We start from the raw sequence: 22,597 nt of genomic DNA on the forward strand, positions 1-22,597 counted from the left end.
CCACCCCGTTGCCGCGGGCGGCCCAGGGTGGTCGGCGGGGTGGGGGAATTCGGGATTCGTGACGGTGTTCATGCATGTGGGGGCGGTGGAGTGGGAGGATCCTCCAAGGTGCGGGGGTGGCGGTAGGGCTGCCCCGGGGCGGGAGGGGTGGGCGATGGCGGGTGTGGGGCGGCGGCGGTTCCTGGGGTACGTGCTGGCGGCGTCGACGCTGACGGTGGCGGCGCAGGTGGGGGAGGCGGGGGAGGCCGCGGCGGCGGTGCCGTCGCTGCCGGAGCCGGCGGACCTGTACGACCTGAACGACATGCTGACCGATGCGGCGCTGCCGACGTCGGGGCTGATCACGGTGCAGGTGCACGAGGACGGTACGGCGTCGCTCGCGCTGCCGCGGGCGGAGGTGGGGCAGGGGGTGACGACGTCCAGCGCGATGCTGGTGGCGGAGGAGCTGGAACTGCCGCTGGAGAAGGTGCGGGTGACGCTCGCGGACGCCCGTCCGGAGCTGCTGTTCAACCAGCTGACCGGCGGGTCGAACACCACCGTGTCGACGTTCACGCCGATCCGGGTGGCGGCGGCGGTGGCCCGGGGGCGGCTGCTGGCGGCGGCGGCCGGGCTGCTGGGGGTGCCGCTCGCGGGGCTGGTGGCGAAGGCGGGCGTGGTGGGCGCGCCGGGCGGACGCAGCGTCACGTACGGGGAGTTGGCGGTGCGGGCGGCGAGCGGGGTGGACGTCGCGGTGTCGGTGGCGCTGAAGGAGCGGGCGCAGTTCACCGTGATCGGTACGCCGCGGGGCCGGGCGGACGCGCTGGCGGCGGTGACCGGGCGCAAGCAGTTCGCGATGGACGTGAAGGTGCCCGGTGCGCTGCCGGTGATGCTGTGCCGGCCGCCGACGATCAACGGCACGGTCCGCGCGGTGCGCAACGCGGACGCGGTGCGGGCGATGCCGGGGGTGACCGATGTGGCGGTGGTGCCGACCGGGGTGGCGGTGCGGGCCCGGACGTTCGGGCAGTGCATCGACGCGGTCCGCGCGCTGCAGGTCGACTGGGGCCCGGGCACGGAGGACGGGGCGAGCGACGAGAGCGTGCTGAAGGAGCTCCGGGCCGCCGAACTGCCCTTGGTGGTGCCCCCGTTGCCCCTGCTGACCAAGGCGGTGGACGCCCGGTTCACCTTCCACTTCGCCAGCAACAGCGCGCTGGAGACCAACTGTGCGGTGGCGGACGTCCGGGCCGACCGGGCTGAGGTGTGGGCGTCGCTGAAGTCGCCGATCGTGGCGCAGGAGAAGATCGCGGCCCGGCTGGGCCTGCCGCCGACCGCGGTGACCGTGCACGTGACGGAGGGCGGCGGCTCGTTCGGCCGCAAGCTCTTCCACGACGCGGCGCTGGAGGCGGCCGAGGTGTCCCGGGCGATGGGCAAGCCGGTGCGGCTGATGTGGCACCGCACGGACGACTTCCGCCAGGGCCGCACCCATCCGATGGCGACGTCCCGGGTGCGGGCGACGTACTCGCTCGGCCAGGTGCTCAGCTGCGAGCAGCGGCACACCTCGGTGGCCACCGATTTCGGCCACGGCCTGGGCGAGATCATCACCGCGATGGCGGCCAAGCTGCCGGTGGCCGATCTCGCCTTCTCCGAGACGATGTTCGCGCTGACCCAGCAGACGCCGTACGACTTCGGCGTGACCACGCAGCTGCTGTCCGAGGTGGACAAGGGCTTCAACACCGGTTCGATGCGCGGCATCTACTCGCCGAATGTGCGCACCGCGCAGGAGCTGGTGGTGGACCGGCTGGCGGCGGGCACGGGCAGCGACCCGTACACCTTCCGCCGCCGCTTCCTGAAGGAGGACCGGGCCCGCGCCGTCCTCGACAAGGTGGCCGAACTCGGCGACTGGGGGCGGACCATGGCGGCCGGGACGGCCCAGGGGATCGCCCTGCACCCGGAGTACCACTCGGTGGTCGCGGTGCTCGCCGAGATCGACTGCCGCCCGCAGACCACCGGGCGGACCGTCCCGGACGCGTACACCGGGCCGCGGGTCACCAAGGTGGTCTGCGCGGTCGACGTGGGCCTGGCGGTCAATCCGCGCGGCCTGGAGGCGCAGATGCAGGGCGGCATCATGGACGGCATCGCGCTCGCCCTCAGCTCGGGCCTGCACCTTCAGGACGGGCACTTCCTCGAGGGCAGCTGGGACAACTACTTCTACACCCGGCAGTGGAACACCCCGCCGGAGCTGCAGGTCGTGGTGATGCCGCCGACCACCGGATCGCCGGGCGGTGCGGGCGAGTTGGCGGTCGCCGCCGCCATGGCCGCGGTCGCCTGCGCGTACGGCCGGGCCACCGGCACCATGCCGACCGTCTTCCCGGTCAACCACGGCGGGCCGCTGGGCTTCGAGCCGCTGCCCACCGTCCCGCCGGTCCCGCAGTCGCCGACCGACGGCCGCACCCGCGCGTACTGACACCCCCGGACCTTCCAGCCCCCAGGAGAGACCTCACCGTGCCCGAACACACTTTCATCCTCAACGGCGAGCGGGTCACCGTCGACATCGAGGACGACGTGCGCCTGCTGTGGGTGCTGCGCGACGTCCTCGGCGTCACCGGACCCAAGTACGGCTGCGGGCTGGGCGTCTGCCAGGCGTGCACCAGCCACCTCAACGGCCGGGCGTTCACCCCGTGCTGCGTCCCGGTGGGGGAGCTCGCGCCGGGTGACGAGGTCACCACCATCGAGGGACTGCCGGCCACCGTCGGCGCCGAGCTGCACCCGATGCAGGAGGCGTGGCTGGAGTTCGACGTCGCGCAGTGCGGCTACTGCCAGCCGGGGCAGATCATGGCGGCGGTGGCCAAGGTCCGGCAGGCCAGGGAGGCGGGCCGGGAGATCGGCGAGGCGGACCTGGACGAGATCCGCAACATCTGCCGCTGCGGCACCTACCACCGGATCCGGGAGGCCATCACGGCGGCCGCGAAGCGGTACTGACCCCTCCGCCTCCCGCTCCGAACCACCCCGAAACGCCTGTTCCGGACCGTCCGAGGGGACCGGGCACGTTGGGAGAAGCCCCTGCGGTGCCCGGTTGCTGATCATCTGTAGGGCTGGTCGGTACCTCATCCACGGACGGGCAACGGACACGAGGGGGCGGACTTCATGGGCGCGGAAGCGGGAAGCGCGGGGCTGGGGCGCCGGGCGGCGCGGATCGGCTCGGTGGCGGTGCGACACCTCGGCGGGGCCCTGGTGTCCCGCGGCGGAACGGTCTTGGACCGGCTCGCCGGGGCGGCCCCGGCGATGCTCGACGAGCTCGGTCCCTTCTACATCAAGGTCGGCCAACTGCTCAGCACCCGGCGGGATCTGCTCTCGGACCGGCTGTGCGACCGGCTGGGCACGCTGACCGACACGGTGCCCGCCCCACCCCGCGAGGCGGTCGCCGCGACGCTGACCGAGGCGTACGGGCCGGCCGAGCGGTGGCCGTTCCGGGAGTTCGACTGGGAGCCGGTGGGCAGCGGCTCGATCGCCACCGTCCACCGCGCGGAGCTGTCCGACGGACGGGTGGCCGCGGTGAAGGTCCGCCGGCCCGGGATCGTCCCGCTGATGCGCAGCGACTTCCGGCTGGCCGGCGCGATGGCCGGCACCACCCGGCTGGTGCCGGGCCTGCGCAAGCTGCCCGCGGAGGAGATGCTCGGCCAGATCGGCACCGCCGTCCTGACCCAGGCCGACCTGGCCGCCGAGCGGGCCTCGCTGGAGCGGCTGCGCGCCAACCTGGCCGACGCGTCCGGGGTGCGGCTGCCCGAGCCGTACGCCGAGTACTCCCGCGAGCAGGTGCTGGTCATGGAGTACCTGGACGACCTGCGGGACTTCACCCCCGAGCCGTACACCGCCGAGGAGCGCCGGGACGCGATGCGCCGGGTGCTGCACACGGTCTACCGGATGCTCTTCGTCGACGGCCTGGTCCACTGCGACCTGCACCCCGGCAACCTGCGGCTGAACGCCAAGGGCGAGGTGGTGATCCTGGACGCCGGCTTCGTGGTCCCGCTGCCCGACCGGGTGCGCCGGCACTTCGGCGGCTTCTTCATGAACATGGCCTTCGGGCAGGGCCGGCGCTGCGCCGAGATCGTCATCGAGAGCGCGGCCAAGGTGCCCGAGGGCTTCGACCGGGCAGGCTTCGTCGCGGCCGTGGAGGAGCTGGTCGGGGAGTCGGCCAAGGTGGTGGCGGGCGAGTTCAACCTGGCCGCGTTCGCCCCGCGCCTGTTCAAGCTGCAGCGCCGGTACGGGATCTACGCGGCGGCCGAGTTCGCCTTCCCGCTGCTCTCGCTGCTGGTGATCGAGGGCATGATCCACAGCTTCGACCCGGGGGTGGACTTCCAGGGCGAGGCGGTGCCGATCCTGATGCGCACCATGGGGCCTTCCGAGCACGCGAGTTGACATCGAGCGCGACACGACCGAGAGGAGAGGGACCATGCTGGTCTGCGTGACGGGTGGCACCGGGTTCGTCGGCGCGCACACGGTGGCCGCGCTGGTCCGGGAGGGCGCCCGGGTACGGGTGCTGGCCCGCGATCCGCGCCGGGTGGAGCGCGCGCTCACCCCGCTCGGCGTTCCCGCCGACGCCGTCGAGACGGTGGCCGGCGACGTCACCGACCGCTCCCGGGTCGAGGCGGCGGTGCGCGGTACGGACGCCGTGCTGCACGCCGCCTCGGTCTACTCCTTCGACACCCGGCGCTACCCGGAGCTGCGCCGCACCAACGTGCTGGGCACCGAACTGGTGCTGGACGCGGCGGTCCGGGCCGGCGTCGAGCGGATCGTGTACGTCTCCAGCGTCGCCGCGCTCTACCCCTCGGCGGACGCCGCGGTGACCGCCGACTCCCCGGTCGGCCGGCCGCGCGAGGCGTACATGGCCAGCAAGGCCGAGGCGGAGCAGGTGGCCCGCCGGTTCCAGGCCGAGGGCGCCCCGGTGGCGGTGACCTACCCGCCCGCGCTGATCGGCCCGGACGACCCGAACCTGGGCGACCAGAACGCCCGGCTGCGCAACGAACTGCGCGGGCTGATGCCGATGTGGCCGCTGGGCGGCTTCCCGCTCGGCGACGTCCGGGACACCGCGCGGCTGCACGCCCGCCTGCTGCTGGGCTCCGGGGAACCGACCGGCCGGCATTTCGGGCCCGGCCGGTACCTGACCACCCGCGGCTACCTCGCGGAGGTCTCCGCGGCCACCGGGCGGCGGCTGCCGGCGCTGTTCCTGCCGGCGGTGACCATGCTGCCGGTCGGCCGGCTGGTGGGCCTGGTGCAGCGGGTCTGGCCCTGGCACATCCCCGCCGAGTACGGCGCGGTCTACATCTGCTCGGCCGCCGCGCCGGTGGCCGAGGGCGAGTCCACCGGCGGGGTGGAGCCGCGGCCGCTGGTCGAGAGCATCGGCGACACGGTGCGCTGGCTGCACGGCCGACACCTGCTGACCAATCGTCAGGCCGGGCTCGCGGCACGGCCATTGGCCGACGTCGGAGTCGGCCCGTCCTGAGCGGTGCCGGCCGACCGTCCGGCATCCGAGCTTCGAGGAGATCCCCATGTCCACGGCCCTGTGGGAGAAGGTCCCCCACCACGCCGCCTACCGCACCACGCGCCAGACGCTGCGGGAGCTGTTCACCGCCCACCCCGGCGCGCCGGGTCTGGGCGTGCCGGCCTGTCCGGACTGGCGGATGGTCGACATCCTCAACCACCTGGTCTCGGTCAACCGGAGAATGGTCCACGGCACGGAGATCCCGCTGTGGGAGATCCCCTCCGAACCGTCCGGGCGCCGGGTGGACGAGCTGTTCGCGGACTGGGCCACGCTGGACGAGGGCACCCGCAAGCGGCTGGAGGAGCCGTACAAGCTGCAGCACTCGATCCTGGTGATGGACGCCTTCTCGCACGAGGTGGACATCCGGAACGTGCTCGGCGAGCCCGTGCCCGCCGACCATCCCTCGTACCCGATCGCGCTCGACCTGCTCACGCTGGGCCTGGGACTGTCGGTGCGGTCGCACGGGCTGCCGGCACTGCGGCTGGAGACCGACGGGGCCTCGTGGGTCTCGGGGGACGGGGAGCCGGCCGGAACCGTGCGGGGACACCGGCACGACTTGCTGCGGATGCTGACGGGGCGTCGGACCCTGGAGCAGATCTACGCCCTGGACTGGAAGGGTGAGCCGGCGACCTGGTCGGCGGCGTTCACCTGGGGCCCGTTCCAGGTGCCGGAGGCGGCCACCGAGAGCCCGTTCGCGGGGTAGGAGGGCCGGCCGTCGAGTTCCGGCAGGGCCAGCAGGATCGGGATGTCGAAGGCGCAGAAGGGGCGGGTCAGGATGTCGGTCTCGACCGGCGCGCCGTTCCGGATCACCACGGGTTCCCGGGTCGCGCCGATGAACAGCGGCTGCCTGACCCAGGGTCTGGGCTCGATCGGCCGGCTCGGGACGACCGCGACCCGGACGAACCACTGCCCGTCGGGTAAGCCGGCCAGCCGGAACGCCCCCGGCTCCTCCAGGACGTCGCAGGACCTGGGCTGGCCCTCCGGGATCGACTCCTTGAACGCGGCCACGTAGATGCGGATCGGCAGGTCCGTGTCGGGCACCGACACCTCGCCGTACGTCCCGCCCCGGTGCGCCGGCGGCCCGCTCGGCCGCAGCGCCCGGGGCAGCGCCGACATGCCGAGTTCGGACATCATCCGGAACCGGGCGGGCGGCACGCCCACGCTGCGGGTGAAACGGCTGGTGAAGGTGCCGAGGCTGTTGTAGCCGACCCGGAAGGAGATGTCGGTGACGCTCTCGGAGGTTTCGAGGAGGAGTTTTTTCGCCATACAGAGTCTTACGGCGGCGAGAAATCGACTCGGCGAGGTCCCGGTCAGCGTGCGGAAAACTCGCGAGAAGTAGAACTTGCTGAGGATCGCGGTGTCTGCTATGTCGGCCAGGGTCAGCGGTTCGTCGTACCGGTGCCACATGGTGGCGATGGCTCGCTCGACTGCCTCTTGCATTACAGCTCTCCATTCCCTTGGGTAGGCGAATGTCGTTCTGTGTCGCGATTCCGAGGAGCCTAGCGATTCGGTGACGCGTACTCAACAGTGAGTAGCGGAAGGCCAGTCGGCGATCCAGTGGGTCTGGAAGCCGTGCGGGACGCGGGCCGGGAGCGGGACCACGGCGACCGGCGGTCCGGTGAAGTCGGCGGTGTCCACCACGACCAGCTCACCGTGGCCGCTGGCGGCGTCGTGGGCGATGGTCAGCAGCCAGCCGTCGCCCTCCGGGGCGAGCGGTCCGCGCGGGACGAAGGCGGCCCGCCCGGCCTCCCGTCCGGGGGCCAGCCGGTGCTCGTCGGTGCGGCCGGTGTGCAGGTCGTGGCGGAGCAGACGGGGACCGGCCAGTGCGGCGCCCTGGCCCTCCCGCAGGCCCACGGTGAAGGCCCAGCGGTACGGCGAGCCCGCGTACCGGTCGTCGATCCGCGGGAACTCCTGCGTACGGCCGTCGAGTTGCTCCTCCTGGACGGTGCCGGAGAGGCGGTCGACGGTCCACCGCCACAGGGTCGGGGTGGACTCGGTGGGGTGCAGCGGGTCGCGGTCGAAGGCCCGCTCGTGGCGGATCACGTCGATCACGGTGTGGCGGCCGCGCTCGAAGGCGTTGACGGCGTGGAAGACGTAGCAGGGGTCGATCTCCAGCCACAGCACGTCGGCGTCGCCGCCGTCGCGGGGCAGGATGCCGAGCCGGGCGCCGTGGTTGTCGTCCCAGCGGTAGGGCACCCGCGAGCCGGCCGCGGCCTCGCGCGGGTCGAAGACGACCGGGAGGTCGTAGACGACGGCGTGGCGGTCGGTGAGCGAGAAGGCGTGCACCATCGGGGTGCCCTTGACGGTGATCGGTTCGGCCCGGCGGACCTTGCCGAGCGCGTCCACGGTGACGTGGGTCAGATGGGGGGAGCGGTGGTCGTAGGCGAGGGCGTGCAGCTCGCCGGTGAGCGGGTCGCCGACCGGCTGGGCGCCGAAGCCGCCGGGGAGGGTGCCGTCGAAGTCGATCCGGGCCACGCTGTCCAGTTCGCCGCTCAGCTGCACCGGCAGCGCGCCGCCGCCGCCGAGGGCGAGGGTGCGACCGGCGTGTCGGACCAGGCCGGCGTTGGTGTTGTCGCCGAGGCCGTTCCGCGGGCCGGGGGTGGGGAGTTCGCCGAGTGCGCGGGTGACGCGGTCGGTGCGCAGCCAGCGGTTGCGGTACCACTCGGCGCGCCCGCCGCGCAGCCGCAGGCCGTGCACCATGGCGTCGCCGGCGAAGGCGTGGTCGAGGGCCGGGTCGTGCGCGCCGAGCGGGTTGGCGCCGATCCGCAGCAGGGTGCCGTCGAGCTCGACGGGCAGCTGCCCCAGGACGGGCAGGCCGTGGACGGTGAGTTCCTCGGTGACCGGGCGGTACCCGGCAGTGAGCAGGTGCGACGTGCCATGGGTCCGGTGGGTGAGCATCTTCTCCGCCCTCGCATACCGTCGTTATATAACACTGTTGTGTTTAGGTTGGCAGCGCCGTGAGAGGATGTCAAGGGTGAGCCCACGTCAGATCGACCCCCGACTCGGGGCCCAACTCGTCGAGGCAGCAGCCAGGTTGCTCGCCGAGGAGGGTCCGAAGGCGCTGTCCACCCGACGGCTGGCGGCCGAGGTCGGCACCTCGACGATGGCCGTCTACACCCACTTCGGCGGCAAGGACGACCTGGTCCGGGCGATGGTGCGGGAGGGCTTCGGCTACCTCAACCGCAGGCTCACCGAAGTCGCCGAGACCGACGACCCGATCGCCGACATCGCGGTGCTCGGCTGGGCCTACCGGCACAACGCGGTGGAGCACCACAACCTCTACACCGTGATGTTCGGCGGCTCCAGCCTCGGCGGCTTCGCACTCACCGACGACGACCGCCAGCACGGCCGCTACACCCTGGAGACCCTGGTCAAGGCGGTGGCCCGGGCCATGGAGGTGGACCGGCTCGACCCCGGCGACGCCTACCTGGTCGCCCACCAGCTCTGGATCCAGCTGCACGGCCTGGTCACCCTGGAGCTCGGCGGCTACCTGATCGGCCCGTACGACGCCGACACCTGCTTCGAGGCCCAGGTCTGCGGCATGCTGATCGGCGCCGGCGACGAACCGGCCGCCGCCCGGACCTCCCTGGCCGCCGCACGCGAACGGCGGGCCTGAGCGCCGCAGCGCCCGGGCCCGCCGTCGCGGGGTGGTACCGGTCAGGCGTTCCACGGGGCGGTCGGGAACCAGATGTACCCGAGGCGCCCGAGCACCTTGACGTCCCAGTAGATCAGCGTGAAGACGCCGGCGATCAGGAAGGCCGCGGCCGTCACCGCCGCCGTCCGGCCCGGCTTGGCCGCCATCCAGCGCTGCAGCCGCCCGCCGGTGCCGTACGCCAGCAGCAGCACCAGCACCGCCATCACCAGGATGTTGCCGATCGACTGCAGGCTGAACGCGAACGCGCCGTACAGCGGGTTGTGGGTGGAGGCGGCGTGCCGGAACAGGTCGCGGAACAGCGGGTACGGGCGGCCGATCAGGAAGCCGCCGACCAGCGCGCCCAGCACCACCATCCGGGCGTTCGGGAAACGCCGGGTGAGCGGGCCCAGCGGGTCCTTCACCACCCCGGCCGAGGCCAGGCCCAGCACGATCATCACCAGCGCGATCAGGCCGAACGCGATCATCGACTGGGCGGACCGCGGCGAGATGGTGCCGGCCTTGCTCGCGGCGGTGGAGAACTGCGGCATCCGGGTGCCCACGATGCCGACCAGGGCGCCGTACGCGGCCGACACCGGGATCATGCCGGCCGCCAGCCAGCCGAGCGGCTTGACGGTCTGCAGGAAGCGCTGCGAGCGGGAGGCCTCCTGCCCGACCAGCGGCCCGACCGCGCCGAACACCGCGATGTTGCACGCGGTGAACGAGCCGGCCAGGCCCGAGACGAACGCGAACAGCACACCGGTGGCGATGCCCGCGATCGGGGTCTTGTGCGCGTCGTGGCCGAGCAGCGCGTTGGCGGTGTTGAAGCCGATCTCGTCGTCGACCAGCTTCGCGGACCAGGCGTACGACAGGAACACGCCGAAGAGCGTGGAGAGCACGATCAGCGGCCAGCGGCGGCGGGTCGGCGCGGCGACGGCCAGGTCGGTCATGGGAACGGCACTCACGGGTACCGGACTCCTTCGATCGGGGGCGGGACGGCAAGAGTCTTGGGGGCCGCGGGGTGGCCGGTCTTCTTCCGTCGTGCTCCGCGCGGGGCACGTTGGAAGTAGGTGTCCATTCGGCTCAGGGCCGACGATTTGAGTCGGACAGCTGCGTCCAATTCGGCAGCGCGACCCCTGGAGGAAACGATGGCGGGTTCTTGGCGTGCGCTCCGGCGCCGAATTCTGACCCCCGATTTCTCGCACACGAAAGTCTCGGTCCGCGGTTTCCACGACAAGAGCCCGGAATCGACGAAACTCCTCGAGACCGTCGGCTCGACCTTTCTCACCGGCTATGCGTACGCGGTCGAGGCGCGCACCGTCGCGGACGCGGAGGAGCGGCTGGAGACCGTTCCGCACCAGTTCCGCGGCTTCGCCTACGAGGGCGCCGCGATGGGCTTCGCCATGCTCGACGGCCTGCCCGGCGGCGGCAACCGCCGGGTCGAACAGCTGCTGAACGGCCGCGGCCGCCACCACAGTTACATGGTGTACGTCGGAGTCGGCTGGGCGATGGCCCGGTTGCCCCGGTTCCGGTGGGCCGCCGTCACCCCGCCCGACCCGCTGCTGCGCTGGCTGGTGCTGGACGGCTACGGATTCCACCAGGCCTTCTTCAAGACCGCGAAGTACGTCCACCAGCAGTACCGGGAGCCGAACTTCCCCTGGCCGGTGGGCGGTCCGGCCTGGTACGCCGACCGGGCGCTCGACCAGGGCATCGGCCGGGCCATGTGGTTCGTCGGCGGCTCCGACCCCACCGTGGTGGCGGACATGATCGACCGCTTCCCCGAGGAGCGCCGTCCCGACCTGTACAGCGGCTCGGGCCTGGCCGCCACCTACGCCGGCGGCGGCGACGAGTCCGAGCTGGAGGTGCTCTGGAAGCGGGCCGGAAAGTACGCCCCGCAGGTCGCCCAGGCCTCCGCCTTCGCCGCCACCGCCCGGGTCGAGGCGGGCCTGACCGTCCCGCACACCGAGCTCGCCGCCGGCTTCTTCTGCGGGATGAGCCCGGCCGAGGTCGCCGTCCTCTGCGACACCCTGCGCCCCCGCCCGGTCGTCGACGGCGAGGTGCCCGCGTACGAGCAGTGGCGCCGCCGGATCGCCGAGCAGCTCGCCGAGCACCGCGGGGTCGACGCGTGAGCGCCCCCGACCTCGCCCCTGGCCGGGCCGACCGCGACCCGGCGCCCGCGCCCTCGCCGGCGTCGTCCGCCAAGCGCCTGCCGCCCGGCCCGTCGCGCAGCCGCACCCCGGCCCTGCTCGCCCGGATGGCCCGCGACCGGCTCTCGGTGATGACCGCCGCCGCGCTCAAGTACGGCGACGCGGTGCGGCTGCCGCTCGGCCCGAAGACGCTGTTCTTCTTCAACCACCCCGACCACGCCCGCCGGGTGCTGGTCGACAACGCCGCCAACTACCACAAGGGCATCGGCCTGGTGCACGCCCGCCGCGCCCTCGGCGACGGGCTGCTGACCAGCGAGGGCGACCTCTGGAAGGCCCAGCGCAAGGTCATTCAGCCGGTCTTCCAGCCCCGCCGGATCGCCCGGCAGACCGAGGCGGTCGCCGAGGAGGCGGCGAAGCTGGTCGCCCGGCTCAGGGCCCGCGAGGGCACCGGGCCGGTCGACGTCCGCGACGCGATGACCGAGCTGACCCTCGGCATCCTCGGCCGCACCCTGCTGGACGCCGACCTGAGCGCCTACGACTCGATCGGGCACTCCTTCGAGGTGGTCCAGGACCAGGCCATCTTCGAGATGATGTCGCTCTCCGCCGTCCCGGCCTGGGTGCCGCTGCCCCAGCAGCGCCGCTTCCGGACCGCCCGGGACGACCTGGAGCGGATCGTCGCCGCGCTGGCCGCCGAGCGCGGCGCCCACCCCACCGAGCACGGCGACGACGTGCTCTCCCGCCTGGTCGACGCGCTCGACGCCGAACCCGACGAGACGGTCCGCCGGCAGCGGATGCGCGACGAACTGGTCACCCTGCTGCTGGCCGGCCACGAGACCACGGCCTCCACCCTCAGCTGGACCTTCTACCTCCTCGACCAGCACCCGCTGGTCTGGGAACGGGTCCACGACGAGGTGGTGGACGTGCTCGGCGACCGCCTGCCCACCACCGCCGACCTGCACCGGCTCACCTACACCACGATGGTGCTCCAGGAGGTCATGCGGCTCTACCCGCCGGTGTGGATCCTGCCCCGCAAGGCCCAGCAGGAGGACGAGATCGGCGGCTTCCACGTCCCGGCCGGCGCCGAGGTGCTGATCTGCCCGTACACCCTGCACCGCCACCCCGAGTTCTGGGCGGCGCCGGACCGCTTCGATCCCGAGCGCTTCGCCCCGGGCCGCGAGCGGGAGCGCAACCGCTACGCCTACCTGCCGTTCGGCGCGGGCCCGCGGTACTGCGTGGGCAGCAGCCTCGGCCTGCTGGAGGCCACCGTGGTGATCGCCCTGGTGGTGCGCGAGCTGCGACTGGCCAAGGCCCCGGGCTGGGTGCCGACGCCGGAGCCGATGCTCACCCTGCGGGTGCGCGGCGGGCTGCCGATGACCGTCCACTCGGTCTGACGCCCAGCGGCAACCAAGGAGCCCCCCGGCCGGTCGGCCGGGGGGCTCCTCGGTGGTTCGCGCCAGTCGGTCGGCCGGCGGCTAGCCGGCCAGGCGCTGGAAGCCGCCGCCGAAGTACAGCAGCGGGTCGTCGGCCGGCTCACGGCCAAGGTCGAGCACCGAGCCGAGGAAGATGGAGTGGTCGGCGCCGTCGTACTCGGCCGCCACCGAGCACTCCAGCCAGGCCTGGGCACCCACAAGCAGCGGCGCCCCGGTGTGCCGGCCGCGCACCGTCTCGACCGACTCGAACTCCTCGGGCCCGCGCGGGCGCTGGTGGTTGGCGAAGTGCCGGGCCGCCTTCTCCTGGCTGCTGCCGAGCACCGAGACGGCGAACGCGCCCTCGGCCACGATGGCCTCGTGCACGGCCGCGGTGCGCAGCACGCAGATCAGGATCAGCGCCGGGTCCAGGGAGACCGAGGTGAACGCGTTGGCGGTCATCCCGCGGGGCTCGGTCCGCCCGGCGGTCACCACGGTGACCCCGGTGGCGAATCGGCCCAGCACGCCGCGCAGTTCGGTCCGGTCGTGGGTCCGCGGCAGCCGGTCGAGGACCGAGCGGACCGGCGGGATTCTGTCGATGGAGGTCATCGGCTACGCCTCGCTCGGGACAGGGACGCGCTGCCCGGGCCGGGCACTCGCGTACGGTTCCAGCGCCAGCCGCAGCCCCTCGGGGACGCGGGTGGGCCGGGTGTTGGTGTTCGGGCCGCGCATGCACGCCACCCGCTGCCGGCCCTTGGCGACCAGCTCCTCGCCGCCCTCCGGGGTCAGCTTGACGTAGTCGAAGCTGAACCCGATCTGGGTCTGGGTCAGGTCCTCCAGCCGCATCCGGATGGAGAGCTGGTCGAACGCGGTGATCTCGGCGAAGAACTCGCAGTCCACCTTGAGGGTGAACAGCTTCAGGTCGCCGCGGATGTCCTCCAGCACCTCCGGCGAGAGCTCCCGCAGGAACATCTCCCGGCACCGGCCCTGCCAGCGAAGGTAGTTGACGTAGTAGACGTTGCCGACCAGGTTGGTCTCCTCGAAGCCGACCAGGTGGCGGTACTCGTAGTAGGGCTGCATTCTCACTCCTCGGACTGCGACATCACGGCGAACACCACCGGTTCGTCGACACCCAGCAGGGCCGTCGGGAAGGTCGCCACCAGCGCACCGCCGGAGCGCAGCACCACCCAGCGCGCCGGGGTGTCCGGCACGTCGGCCACCGTCAGGTCCGCGAGCGCCCGCCCGTTCTTGCGCAGGCACTCCACCGCTCCCCAGACCCGGGTCGCGGCCTGGTCCAGCACCTCACCCTGCTCGGCGGCGACCAGCCGGGCCAGCGCCAGGCCGTCCTGGCCCAGCAGCCCGGTCCAGTCCGCCTCCGAGCGGGCCTCGACGGTCTCCACGTCACCGGCGACCGCCGCGTCCCGGCCGAGCACCGCGAAGGTGACGCCGGCGCCGTGCGAGGAGGAGACCGTACGACCGGTCACCTCCGGCCGACCGTCCGGCCGGTAGCGCACCTCGGCGGGTCCGCCGAGCGCCCAGCCGACCGCCTCGGCGGTCCGCTCCCGGCGCGCCCGGACGCCCAGTGCGGGCTCCTCGCCGTCCGGCAGGACGACGCAGCGCACCGGCGCGTTCAGCACCGTCTCGGCCCGCCGCTCCAGGAACGCGCCCAGCAGCTCGGGCTGCCACGGGCCGGCGCCGTCCAGCTTGCGCACCGCCTGCAGCTTCAGGCCCTCCCAGCGCTCGACCAGCACACCGTCCTGGTCGCGCACGTCGAGGTCGTACAGGTAGGTGTCGTTGACCTTGGACCGCTCGACGGCGTGCAGGGTGACCTGCTTCTCGGCGCGGACCGCCGTCGGGTCGGCCAGGTACAGCCGCTCGACGCTGACCGGCAGCAGGGTGGCGTCCGGGACGCAGCACTGGATCGAGTGCATCATCGCGTCCCGGGTGCCCGGGTCGGCCAGCAGCAGCTCGGCCGGCAGGTACCCGGCGAACCAGCCCGTGGTCGGCACCGCGGCGACCTCCGCGACGCAGCCCTTGGCCGCCAACTCCCGGTAGCCCAGCAGCCGCTGGAACCGGCCGCCCTGGAACAGCACCGGACCGTACAGGTCCCGGGCCGGGTCCAGGCCCAGGCGCGGGGCGTCCTCGGCCACCGGCCGCGGGGCGCCGTCCTCGGGCGCCGGGCGGTCGTAGCGCAGGGTGGCCCGGAAGTGGTCCGCCTGGAAGCCGGTGTCGCTGGAGCGGATCACCGCCCTGACCGTGGTGGCGTCGGTGGCCAGCACCGCCACCCGGACGGTGGTGGAACCGGAGACCGGGACGACGATCGGCCGCAGGAACTCCATGTCCTCCAGCACCGGCGTACCGGTGAGCCCGGTGACCGCCGCACCGGCCTGCGCCATCGCCTCCATGCCCAGCACGGCGGGGAAGAGCAGGTCCCCGTCGAGCAGGTGGTCCGACAGGTACGGGTCGCCCGCCGCCGACAGGTCGGTGTCGACGACCAGTTCGACGCCCGGGTAGAACGCCTGCGGCCGGTCCAGGAAGCGCAGCAGCGGCAGTTCGCGCTGCTCCAGGGCGAGGGTCGGCAGTCCGCCGGCCCGGCCCATCACCACCATCGCGGTGGGCGCCTCGGGGTCGGCCAGCAGCCGCTTGAGCAGGGCCACGCCCTCCTCGGTCGGGATCGGCTCGATGCCGTCGCGGATCAGCGCCTCCAGGACGCCGAGCCGCTCGCCCATGCCGGCCCCGGACCACACCGACCACTCCAGCGCCAGGCACCGGCAGTCGGGGTAGTCCTCCTGGACCTTGCGGGTCAGGTCGGTCAGCCAGTCGTTGGCGGTGGCGTAGTCCGCCTCGCCGCGCAGGCCGGCCCGGCCGATGATCGAGCCGAAGGTGACCAGCAGGCGCAGCTCGGCCGGGTCGACCGCGGCCAGCACGGTCTCCAGACCGGTGATCTTGGTGGCCAGGGTGCGCCGGAACGAGGACTCGTCCAGGTTGGTCAGCGCGTGCGGCTCGTTGCGGCCGGCGCCGTGCAGCACGGCGGTGACCGGGCCGAGCGCGGCGCGGATCCCGGCCACGGCGGCCTTCACCTCGTCGGCCGAGGTGACGTCCGCCCGGGCGTAGTGGAAGGACAGGCCGGCGGCCGCCATCCGCTCCAGGTTGGCCGCCAGCTCCCGGTCGTCGGCCGGGTCGGAGCGGCCCAGCAGGCCGATCGCGGCGCCGGTCTCCAGGCCGAGTTCCAGGGCGCACTCGGCGGTGATGCCCTTGCCGCCGCCGGTGACCAGCAGGACGTCCCCGAGGCCCAGCGCGGACGGCCCGCCGGTGCGGGCCTCGGCCGGCAGCGGACGCAGCACCGGCACCCGGCGCACCCCGTCGACGCCGTGGTGGACCTCGCTGAACCCGCTGGTCGCCGCGACGTCCGCGGTGATCAGGGCGGCCAGCTCGGTGGCCCGCTCCACCGGGAGGTCCTCCGGCAGCGGCACCGTCACCAGGGTGGTGGTGACCTCCGGGGCCTCCAGGTGCAGGGTCTTGGCCAGACCCGCGGCGCCCCGCCGGTCGCCGACCGCGACGAACCGGGTGCCCTTGGCGGCCCGGCCGAGCGCGGCCCGCGCGGCGGACAGCATCAGCGCCGCGTGCTCCTCGTCGCAGGCCCGCGGCAGGCAGAGCAGCACGCCGCCGCCGAGCCCGGCCCGGCCCAGCGCGTGATGCAGCGCCCCGGCCAGCGGGTGGTGGTCGGTGGTGAACAGCTGCCAGTCGCCGCCGGTGGTCGCGGTGGCGGCGCCCGGGGCGGCCTCCACCAGGTCCACGGCGAACGCCCGCACCCACGGGCGGACCCCGGCCGCGATCCGCGGCGCGTCCTCGCCGCCGGTCGCCGTCTCGGACAACTCGTCCAGCAGGCGCGCGAGTTCGGCGATCGTCGAGGTGGCGAACGCGGAGGTCACCATCGGGGCGGAGATGCCCAGCTCCTGGGCGGCCTGGTTCATCACCTGGCCGACCGTGATGGAGCTCAGGTGCAGCTCGTCCAGCGGGTTGCTGTCCGGGTTGACCGCGTCCAGCGGCAGCTCGGCCCGCTCCGCGGCCAGCCGCAGCAGCACCTGGAGGCTGCTCGCCCCGGACGCGGCGGGAGCCGGCGCAGCGGCCGCGACGGCCACCGGCTTCGGCTTCTCGGCGCGCTCGACCCCGGCGAAGGAGAAGTCGCCCTCCGGGACCGACTCGGCGGGGCTGGCGAAGAAGCGGAACTCCTTGTCCAGCGGCAGCGGCCGGGTGAACCGGTCGCGGAACAGCTCACCGTGCTCGACCGGCGCGCCCAGCGTGTACGCCGCCGCCACCGCGGTCAGCAGACCGGCCAGCGAGCCGCTGTCGGCCTCCAGCGAGACGGTCGGCACCGCCGGTGCGATCTCGGCCGCGAGTCCGCGCAGCACCTTGCCCGGGCCGACCTCGATCAGCAGGTCGGCGTCGGCCGCCAGGTGCTCCACCGCCTCGGCGAAGCGCACCGGGTCGAGCACCTGCCGGGTGAGCAGCTGCACGACGTCCACGTCGGCCGCCAGCTCGCCGCCGGTGACGGTGGAGAGCATCCGGCGGGCGAGCGGGGCGAAGGTCTCGGTCGCCAGGTGCCGGCCGAAGCCCTCGGCGGCGGGGGCGACCGCCTCGGAGTGGAAGGCGTGCGAGACGTTGATCCGGGCGGTGCCGTAGCCCAGCCGGGCCGCCTTGGCGCAGACCCGCTCGACCGCGGCCACCGGGCCGGAGATCACCGTCTGGGACGGGCTGTTGTAGCCGGCGATCACCACCGGCTCGCCCGCCATCAGCGGCTCGACCAGGGCGGCCTCGGCCGCGATGCCGGCCATCGTGCCGCCGCCGTCGCTGGCCTCGGCCATGACCTGCCCGCGCACGCTGGCGATCCGCAGCAGCGCGGCCTCGTCCATCGCACCGGCCCAGTGCAGCGCGGTGACCTCGCCCAGGCTGTGGCCGGCCGCGCCGACCGCCTCGATGCCGAGCGCGGAGAGCACCCGCAGGCCCGCCACCGAGGAGGTGACGATCCGGGGCTGGGCCACCGCGGTGGCCACCAGGTCGCCCTCGGTGGGCTGGGCGTGGGTGCGGTACAGCTCGTCCACCGAGGCGAAACGCTGCCGGATCGCGCCGCCGTCGCCGCGCCGCCCGGCGCCCTGGCCGGGGAACAGGAAGCCGATCCGCGGAGTCAGCGCGGCGTTGCCGAGGAAGACCCCGCCGGCGGTGTCCAGCACCGAGCGGGCGCCGGAGTCCAGCAGGGTGAGCAGCTTGGTGAAGCGCTGCTCGGCCTGCTCGGGGGTTGCGGCGACCACCGCGGCCCGGATCGGCCGGGCGGCCAGCTCGCCCTGCAGGGTGGCGGCCAGGTCGCCGAGTTCGGCGAAGGACAGCCGCGGGGTCAGCGCGGCCAGCTTGGTGACCTTGCCACGCAGCTCGGCCATGCCGTCCGCGTCGACCAGCAGCAGCTCGACGTCCTGCCGGGAGGCGACCAGCTTGCGGGTGGTCCGGCCGACGTCCTCCTTGCGGACGCCGTCGGCGTGCTCGACCACCACGTGCGCGTTGATGCCGCCGAAGCCCATCGAGGAGACGCCGGCCCGGATCGGGGCGCCGGACGGCCACAGCTCGGCCTCGCCGGGCACCCGCAGGGCGGGCTTCTCGCCGGTCAGCTCCTGGTGCGGGTCGTGGTGGCTGGTGGCCGGCGGGATCACCTGGTGGCGGACCGCCAGCACGGCCTTGATCAGACCGGCCACGCCGGCCGCGCCCTTGGTGTGGCCGAAGTTGCCCTTGACGGTGGAGATCGCGGCGGGCGCGGCGTCCGGGTCGGCGGCCCGGCGGGCCTCGGAGAAGGCGCGCAGCTCGGTGGCGTCGCCGACCGCGGTGCCGGTGCCGTGGCCCTCGAAGTAGGAGACCGTCTCGATGCCGAACCCGGCCCGGGCGTACGCCCGCTGGAGCGCCAGGCGGTGACCGCTGGCCTCCGGGCGGGTGATGCCGCCCTTGCCGTCCGAGGAGTAGCCCCAGCCGGCCACCGAGGCGTACCGGAACCGGCCCTGGGCGACGGCGTCCTCGTCGCGCATCAGCACCAGCATGCCGCAGCCCTCGCCGGGCCAGAAGCCGTTGGAGCCCTTGTCGTAGACCTTCATCTCGCCGGTGGCCAGCGCGCCGGTCTTGGCGAAGCCGATCACCTCGAACGGGTCGATGGACAGGTCCACGCCGCCGGCGATCGCGACGTCCATCCGGCCGTCGGCCAGCGCGTCGCACGCGGTGGCCACCGACAGCAGCGAGGACGAGCAGGCGCCGTCGACGGTGAAGCCGCCGCCCTTGAAGTCGAAGTGGTTGCAGATCCGGCCGGCGATGGTGTTGGCCAGGCCGCCGGCCAGGCTGTCCTCGCCGATCGGCGGGAACGGGCTCTTGTAGCGCTCCTCCAGGCCGTCCAGGAACGCGGCCAGCGCCGCGTCGTCCCAGCCCTGCTCGCGCAGCGCGGCGCCGACCGTGCGGCGCACGTACGGCCAGCGCAGCCGCATCAGGTTGGCCCGGCTGAACTCGCCGGTGAGCGTGTTGCCGATGATGACACCGGTGTTGGAGTCGGCCAGGCCCTCGCCGAGCGGGAAGCCGGCGTCCTCCAGCGCGCGGGCGGCGGTGTCCAGTGCCAGCCAGTGCGTCATGTCGGTGGCGCGGAAGGTGGATCCGGCGATCCGGTGCTTGACCCGGTCGAACTCGAACCCCTCGATCACCGCGGCCTTGGGGGAGTAGAACTTGTCCGGCGCGGCCGGGTCCGGGTCGTAGTAGTCCTCGGCCCGCATCCGCTCGTCGGGCAGCCTGCGGAAGGCCCGCCGGCCGGCCAGCACGTTGCGCCACAGCTCGTCGTGCGAGTCGGCGTCGGGGTAGCGCGCGGCGATGCCGACGACGGCGATTCTCGGGGGCTTGTTCGCGGTCACGCCGCCACCGCCTCGGTGCTGCCGGTCTGCTTGCCGAGCTCGGCCGCGATGCCGTCGCCGAGGGTGCGGCCGCCGTCCTGCTTCTGCTTCGAGCGCTGGATCCAGTGGGCGACCCACCAGCCGGCGCCGCGCAGACCGCAGACCACGGTGACCGCGAAGAACAGGGTGTACACCACGTTGAACAGCATCAGCACGCCGTAGACCATGGCCACCCAGGAGCCGAACATGAACTGGTTCTTGCCCTTGGACGGCGTGGTGCCCGGGTCGCTGATCATGTAGTTGGTGAAGAGCACGAAAGCCACACCGCTCATCGGGCCGAGCGCCGAGAAGATCGCCACGTCCCAGACCCAGTGCCGGATGAGGGCCTGGATCACGAAGGCGCCCAGCCAGCCGACGATCAGCGGGACCTTCTTGGTCAGCATCGCGTTGATCACGGTGCCCGAGGTGACGATGATCAGCGGGATGCCCACCCGGAAGAAGGTGTTGGCGTTCTCGGTGAACTCGTACGGCGGGGCGATGGAGACCCAGGAGCCGAAGCAGACCAGGGTGACCGTGATGCCGAAGTTGGACGGGTTCATGAAGTGCCGCATCCGGCCGGCGACCGGCGCCTGCAGGGCGTGCTTGCCGGCCACGCCGACGAAGGTGGCGAACAGCACCGGCAGCAGCAGGTCGTTGCAGTAGAGCAGCATGTTGGCGGCCAGCGCGGTGATGTGCGAGGGCAGCAGGAACTCGTACATGCCGCGGGCGCCGTTGCCCAGGAAGCGCGGGGTGCGGCGCTGCGCCCAGGCGCTGACCAGCTCGAAGACGATCTCGGTGGTGTAGGCGGTGAGCACGGCGAGGATCGGCCACAGCCACGGCTGCTCGAAGCCGAGCAGGGTGTAGCCGAAGATGTTGAAGACGGAGATGGAGATGGCGAAGTTGCGCAGTGCCAGGTAGCGCGGGTCCTTGGCGGACGACTGCTTGGCGGCCGCGGGCTTCGCGGCGGCGATGACGGGGGCGCTCATCGGCTCGGAACCTCCTGGACGTCGCTGGTCAGTACGAGCGAGTGGGTACCGGGCTTCATCTCCAGGGTCTTCTCGTGCATCCCGCCGGTGGCGTCGCGCCAGCAGAGCATCACCGAGGCCGGACCGGCCTGGTCGGCGAGGCCGAAGTGCACGTTGAAGCTGCGGAAGCCGCCGTGGCCGCTGCCGCCGTCGAGCTGGGAGATCTGGGTGCCCTTGGGCGTGGTGACCTTGACGGTGGCGCCGTAGGCGGGCGCGCCGATGTTGGTCAGGCCCTTGCCGGCGTCGCTCTCGCCGGTCGGCCGGTACAGGTTGAGGTCGAGGTAGTGACCCGGGTTGGGCGCCTTGTTGGCGTAGAAGGCCGGCGGGCCCCACTGCCGGGCGATCGCGAGGTCGAGCAGGCCGGAGCCGGTGGTGTCGCCCATCGCGATGGCGCGGGTCGGGGTCGGCACCGCGAGGCCCAGCTGCTTGCTGATGTTGGCGAAGGTGCCGCCCTTGGTGCGGGCGTAGAAGGCCAGTTCGTCGTCGCCGGCCAGGTCGTCACCGGGCTGGACGTTCGGCCACATCATCGGGTTGGAGAGCAGGTCGTCGTTGGTCATGGCCATCTCCTGCAGCCACGGCCAGCGGTCGATGTCGCCCTTGACGAAGCCGTCGGCCTGCAGGATGGACAGGTTGCCGCTGTTGTTGAAGTCCGCCATCTTGGCGTCCCAGCCCCAGCCGGTCCACGCCACGCCGTTCTCGCGCGCCTCCTGGGTGAACGGCGCCACGTCGTCCTGCAGTTGGCGCTTCATGTCGGCGTCGTCCTTGGCCCGGTTGATCCAGAGGAAGTTGGACTCCTCCAGGCCCCAGGCCTCGGTGATGTTGCTGACCATCATGTCGAAGCTGCCGTTGTGGTCGACGTCGGCGAAGTCGACGCCCATGCCCTTGAACGAGCCCTTGCCGAGGACGAAGGACTTCGGCGTGGTCGCGTCCCGCTGGCCGGTCGCCTCGGAGAACTTGATGTGTCCCGGGGTCGAGCGGTTGTACAGCAGGTGGGCGTGGCCGAAGTCGTTGGCGATGTACAGCGAGGGCAGGCCCTCACCGGTCAGGTCGGCGCCGGCGATGGCCAGCGTCCAGCCGGTGGAGGCGTCGAACGGGATGGCGTCCCGCTCCTCCACGAACATGGCGTCCGGCTCGGTGCCGGTGGTCGATTTGGCCCAGCGCAGCACGTGGTCGCCACCCGCGTTCTTCGCGCTGGACAGCGAGTTGTTCATCTGCACGTTGTTCAGGCCGCCGGGGTCGAGCACGTCCGAGTCGGGGAAGTAGTTGCCGATCACGATGGACGGGTGGCCGCTGCCGTCCAGGTCGCCGACGTACGCGGCGTCGGTGTTCCAACGCGGGCCGTGGTACTTCCCGTCCAGCGACTGCGAGGGCACCACCTCGCGCGGCACGTACGAGCTCGGCGAGAGCTCGGTGGCGCCGGCCTTGGCCATGAACAGCACCGGGGTGCGGCCCCAGTAGGTGACCAGCAGGTCGGTGCGGCCGTCGCCGTTGAAGTCGCCGGGCGTGCAGCCGGTGGGTGCCATGGTTCTGTCCATCGGCAGCGGCGCGCCGTCCAGCACGAACGGTGTGAACCGGTCGGCCTGGCGCGCGGTCGGCGTGTACGTCACCACGACCTGGTCGGTTCGGGTGTCGACGATGCACATGCCGTCGGCGAGCCCGTGCCCGGTCAGGTCGTTGATGGCGACGGACGCGCCGACCGACGAGACCCAGGACCGGATCTTGGCGTACGACGGGTTGACCACCCGGACCGAGTTCATCGGCTGGGTGTCGTAGCCCGGCGGCATGGCGATGGGCATCTCCTGGAAGCCGTACTGGGTGGCGATTTCGTCGCCGTCGGCCAGCGCGGCCTGGCTCCGGACCGCGAAGAACAGTGATGTGGCCACCACCACCGTCGCAACCCCCGGAATGAGCCGCCTAATTCGATCGCGA

The 22,597-nt window shown here is 72.8% G+C and carries 16 protein-coding genes; 8 read left to right on the forward strand and 8 right to left on the reverse strand.

Annotation, left to right across the window (positions count from 1 at the left end):
* Window positions 1-154 precede the first annotated feature (154 nt).
* The 5 genes from FHR36_RS06995 (at window position 155) to FHR36_RS07015 (ending at window position 6,215) form a co-directional block, all read left to right on the forward strand.
* The gene (locus FHR36_RS06995) at window positions 155-2,437 is read left to right on the forward strand and encodes a molybdopterin cofactor-binding domain-containing protein (RefSeq protein WP_253794863.1); all 2,283 of its coding nucleotides are present in this window, start codon (window positions 155-157) and stop codon (window positions 2,435-2,437) included.
* A 38-nt stretch (window positions 2,438-2,475) separates the two neighbouring features.
* Window positions 2,476-2,952 carry a (2Fe-2S)-binding protein gene (locus FHR36_RS07000; protein WP_253794865.1) on the forward strand — a complete coding sequence of 159 codons (477 nt, stop codon included), beginning with the start codon at window positions 2,476-2,478 and terminating at the stop codon, window positions 2,950-2,952.
* Window positions 2,953-3,117: 165 nt separating this feature from the next.
* Window positions 3,118-4,389: an ABC1 kinase family protein gene (locus FHR36_RS07005; RefSeq protein ID WP_253794866.1), complete on the forward strand. Its 1,272-nt coding sequence runs from the start codon at window positions 3,118-3,120 to the stop codon at window positions 4,387-4,389.
* 34 nt (window positions 4,390-4,423) lie between these two features.
* On the forward strand, window positions 4,424-5,473 hold the full coding sequence (locus tag FHR36_RS07010; RefSeq protein WP_253794868.1) for an SDR family NAD(P)-dependent oxidoreductase: 1,050 nt from the start codon (window positions 4,424-4,426) through the stop codon (window positions 5,471-5,473).
* A gap of 46 nt (window positions 5,474-5,519) precedes the next feature.
* Window positions 5,520-6,215, forward strand: coding sequence for a maleylpyruvate isomerase family mycothiol-dependent enzyme (locus tag FHR36_RS07015; protein WP_253794870.1), 696 nt, complete (start codon window positions 5,520-5,522; stop codon window positions 6,213-6,215).
* Here FHR36_RS07015 and FHR36_RS07020 read toward each other — a convergent pair.
* Together FHR36_RS07020 and FHR36_RS07025 are read right to left on the reverse strand one after the other, a co-directional pair.
* Window positions 6,110-6,952: a helix-turn-helix transcriptional regulator gene (locus tag FHR36_RS07020; protein ID WP_253794872.1), complete on the reverse strand. Its 843-nt coding sequence runs from the start codon at window positions 6,950-6,952 to the stop codon at window positions 6,110-6,112. The two genes, FHR36_RS07015 and FHR36_RS07020, sit on opposite strands and share 106 nt — an antisense overlap.
* Window positions 6,953-7,033: 81 nt before the next feature.
* Window positions 7,034-8,410, reverse strand: coding sequence for a carotenoid oxygenase family protein (locus tag FHR36_RS07025; RefSeq protein ID WP_253794874.1), 1,377 nt, complete (start codon window positions 8,408-8,410; stop codon window positions 7,034-7,036).
* 76 nt (window positions 8,411-8,486) lie between these two features.
* Here FHR36_RS07025 and FHR36_RS07030 point away from each other — a divergent pair, with 76 nt between their 5' ends.
* On the forward strand, window positions 8,487-9,128 hold the full coding sequence (locus FHR36_RS07030) for a TetR/AcrR family transcriptional regulator (RefSeq protein ID WP_253794876.1): 642 nt from the start codon (window positions 8,487-8,489) through the stop codon (window positions 9,126-9,128).
* A gap of 41 nt (window positions 9,129-9,169) precedes the next feature.
* Here the strand turns inward: FHR36_RS07030 and FHR36_RS07035 are convergent, their stop codons facing one another.
* Window positions 9,170-10,108 (reverse strand): hypothetical protein, encoded by a 939-nt coding sequence (locus FHR36_RS07035; RefSeq protein ID WP_253794878.1) that lies wholly within the window; start codon window positions 10,106-10,108, stop codon window positions 9,170-9,172.
* A gap of 183 nt (window positions 10,109-10,291) precedes the next feature.
* Between FHR36_RS07035 and FHR36_RS07040 the strand changes: the two genes are divergently transcribed.
* The gene (locus FHR36_RS07040; RefSeq protein ID WP_253794880.1) at window positions 10,292-11,272 is read left to right on the forward strand and encodes a DUF1702 family protein; all 981 of its coding nucleotides are present in this window, start codon (window positions 10,292-10,294) and stop codon (window positions 11,270-11,272) included.
* A 125-nt stretch (window positions 11,273-11,397) separates the two neighbouring features.
* Window positions 11,398-12,681, forward strand: a complete 1,284-nt coding sequence (locus tag FHR36_RS07045) for a cytochrome P450 (protein ID WP_253796672.1) — start codon at window positions 11,398-11,400, stop codon at window positions 12,679-12,681.
* An 81-nt stretch (window positions 12,682-12,762) separates the two neighbouring features.
* On the opposite strand, the gene FHR36_RS07050 is transcribed toward FHR36_RS07045, so the two are convergent.
* The 5 genes from FHR36_RS07050 to FHR36_RS07070 are packed head-to-tail and all read right to left on the reverse strand — an operon-like array spanning window position 12,763 to window position 22,551.
* Window positions 12,763-13,305 (reverse strand): flavin reductase family protein, encoded by a 543-nt coding sequence (locus FHR36_RS07050; protein WP_253794882.1) that lies wholly within the window; start codon window positions 13,303-13,305, stop codon window positions 12,763-12,765.
* A 3-nt stretch (window positions 13,306-13,308) separates the two neighbouring features.
* Window positions 13,309-13,776, reverse strand: coding sequence for an acyl-CoA thioesterase (locus FHR36_RS07055; protein WP_253794884.1), 468 nt, complete (start codon window positions 13,774-13,776; stop codon window positions 13,309-13,311).
* 2 nt (window positions 13,777-13,778) lie between these two features.
* On the reverse strand, window positions 13,779-19,625 hold the full coding sequence (locus tag FHR36_RS07060; RefSeq protein WP_253794886.1) for a type I polyketide synthase: 5,847 nt from the start codon (window positions 19,623-19,625) through the stop codon (window positions 13,779-13,781).
* Entirely contained in the window at window positions 19,622-20,629 is a 1,008-nt protein-coding gene (locus tag FHR36_RS07065; RefSeq protein ID WP_253794888.1) for an enediyne biosynthesis protein, read from the reverse strand. Before FHR36_RS07065 ends, FHR36_RS07060 begins: the two co-directional genes overlap by 4 nt.
* Window positions 20,626-22,551, reverse strand: a complete 1,926-nt coding sequence (locus tag FHR36_RS07070; protein ID WP_253794890.1) for a CRTAC1 family protein — start codon at window positions 22,549-22,551, stop codon at window positions 20,626-20,628. The genes FHR36_RS07065 and FHR36_RS07070 overlap by 4 nt, the downstream gene beginning before the upstream one ends.
* Window positions 22,552-22,597: the final 46 nt, after the last annotated feature.

Origin of the sequence: Kitasatospora cinereorecta (assembly GCF_024172095.1) — a bacterium.
Lineage (GTDB): Bacteria > Actinomycetota > Actinomycetes > Streptomycetales > Streptomycetaceae > Kitasatospora > Kitasatospora cinereorecta.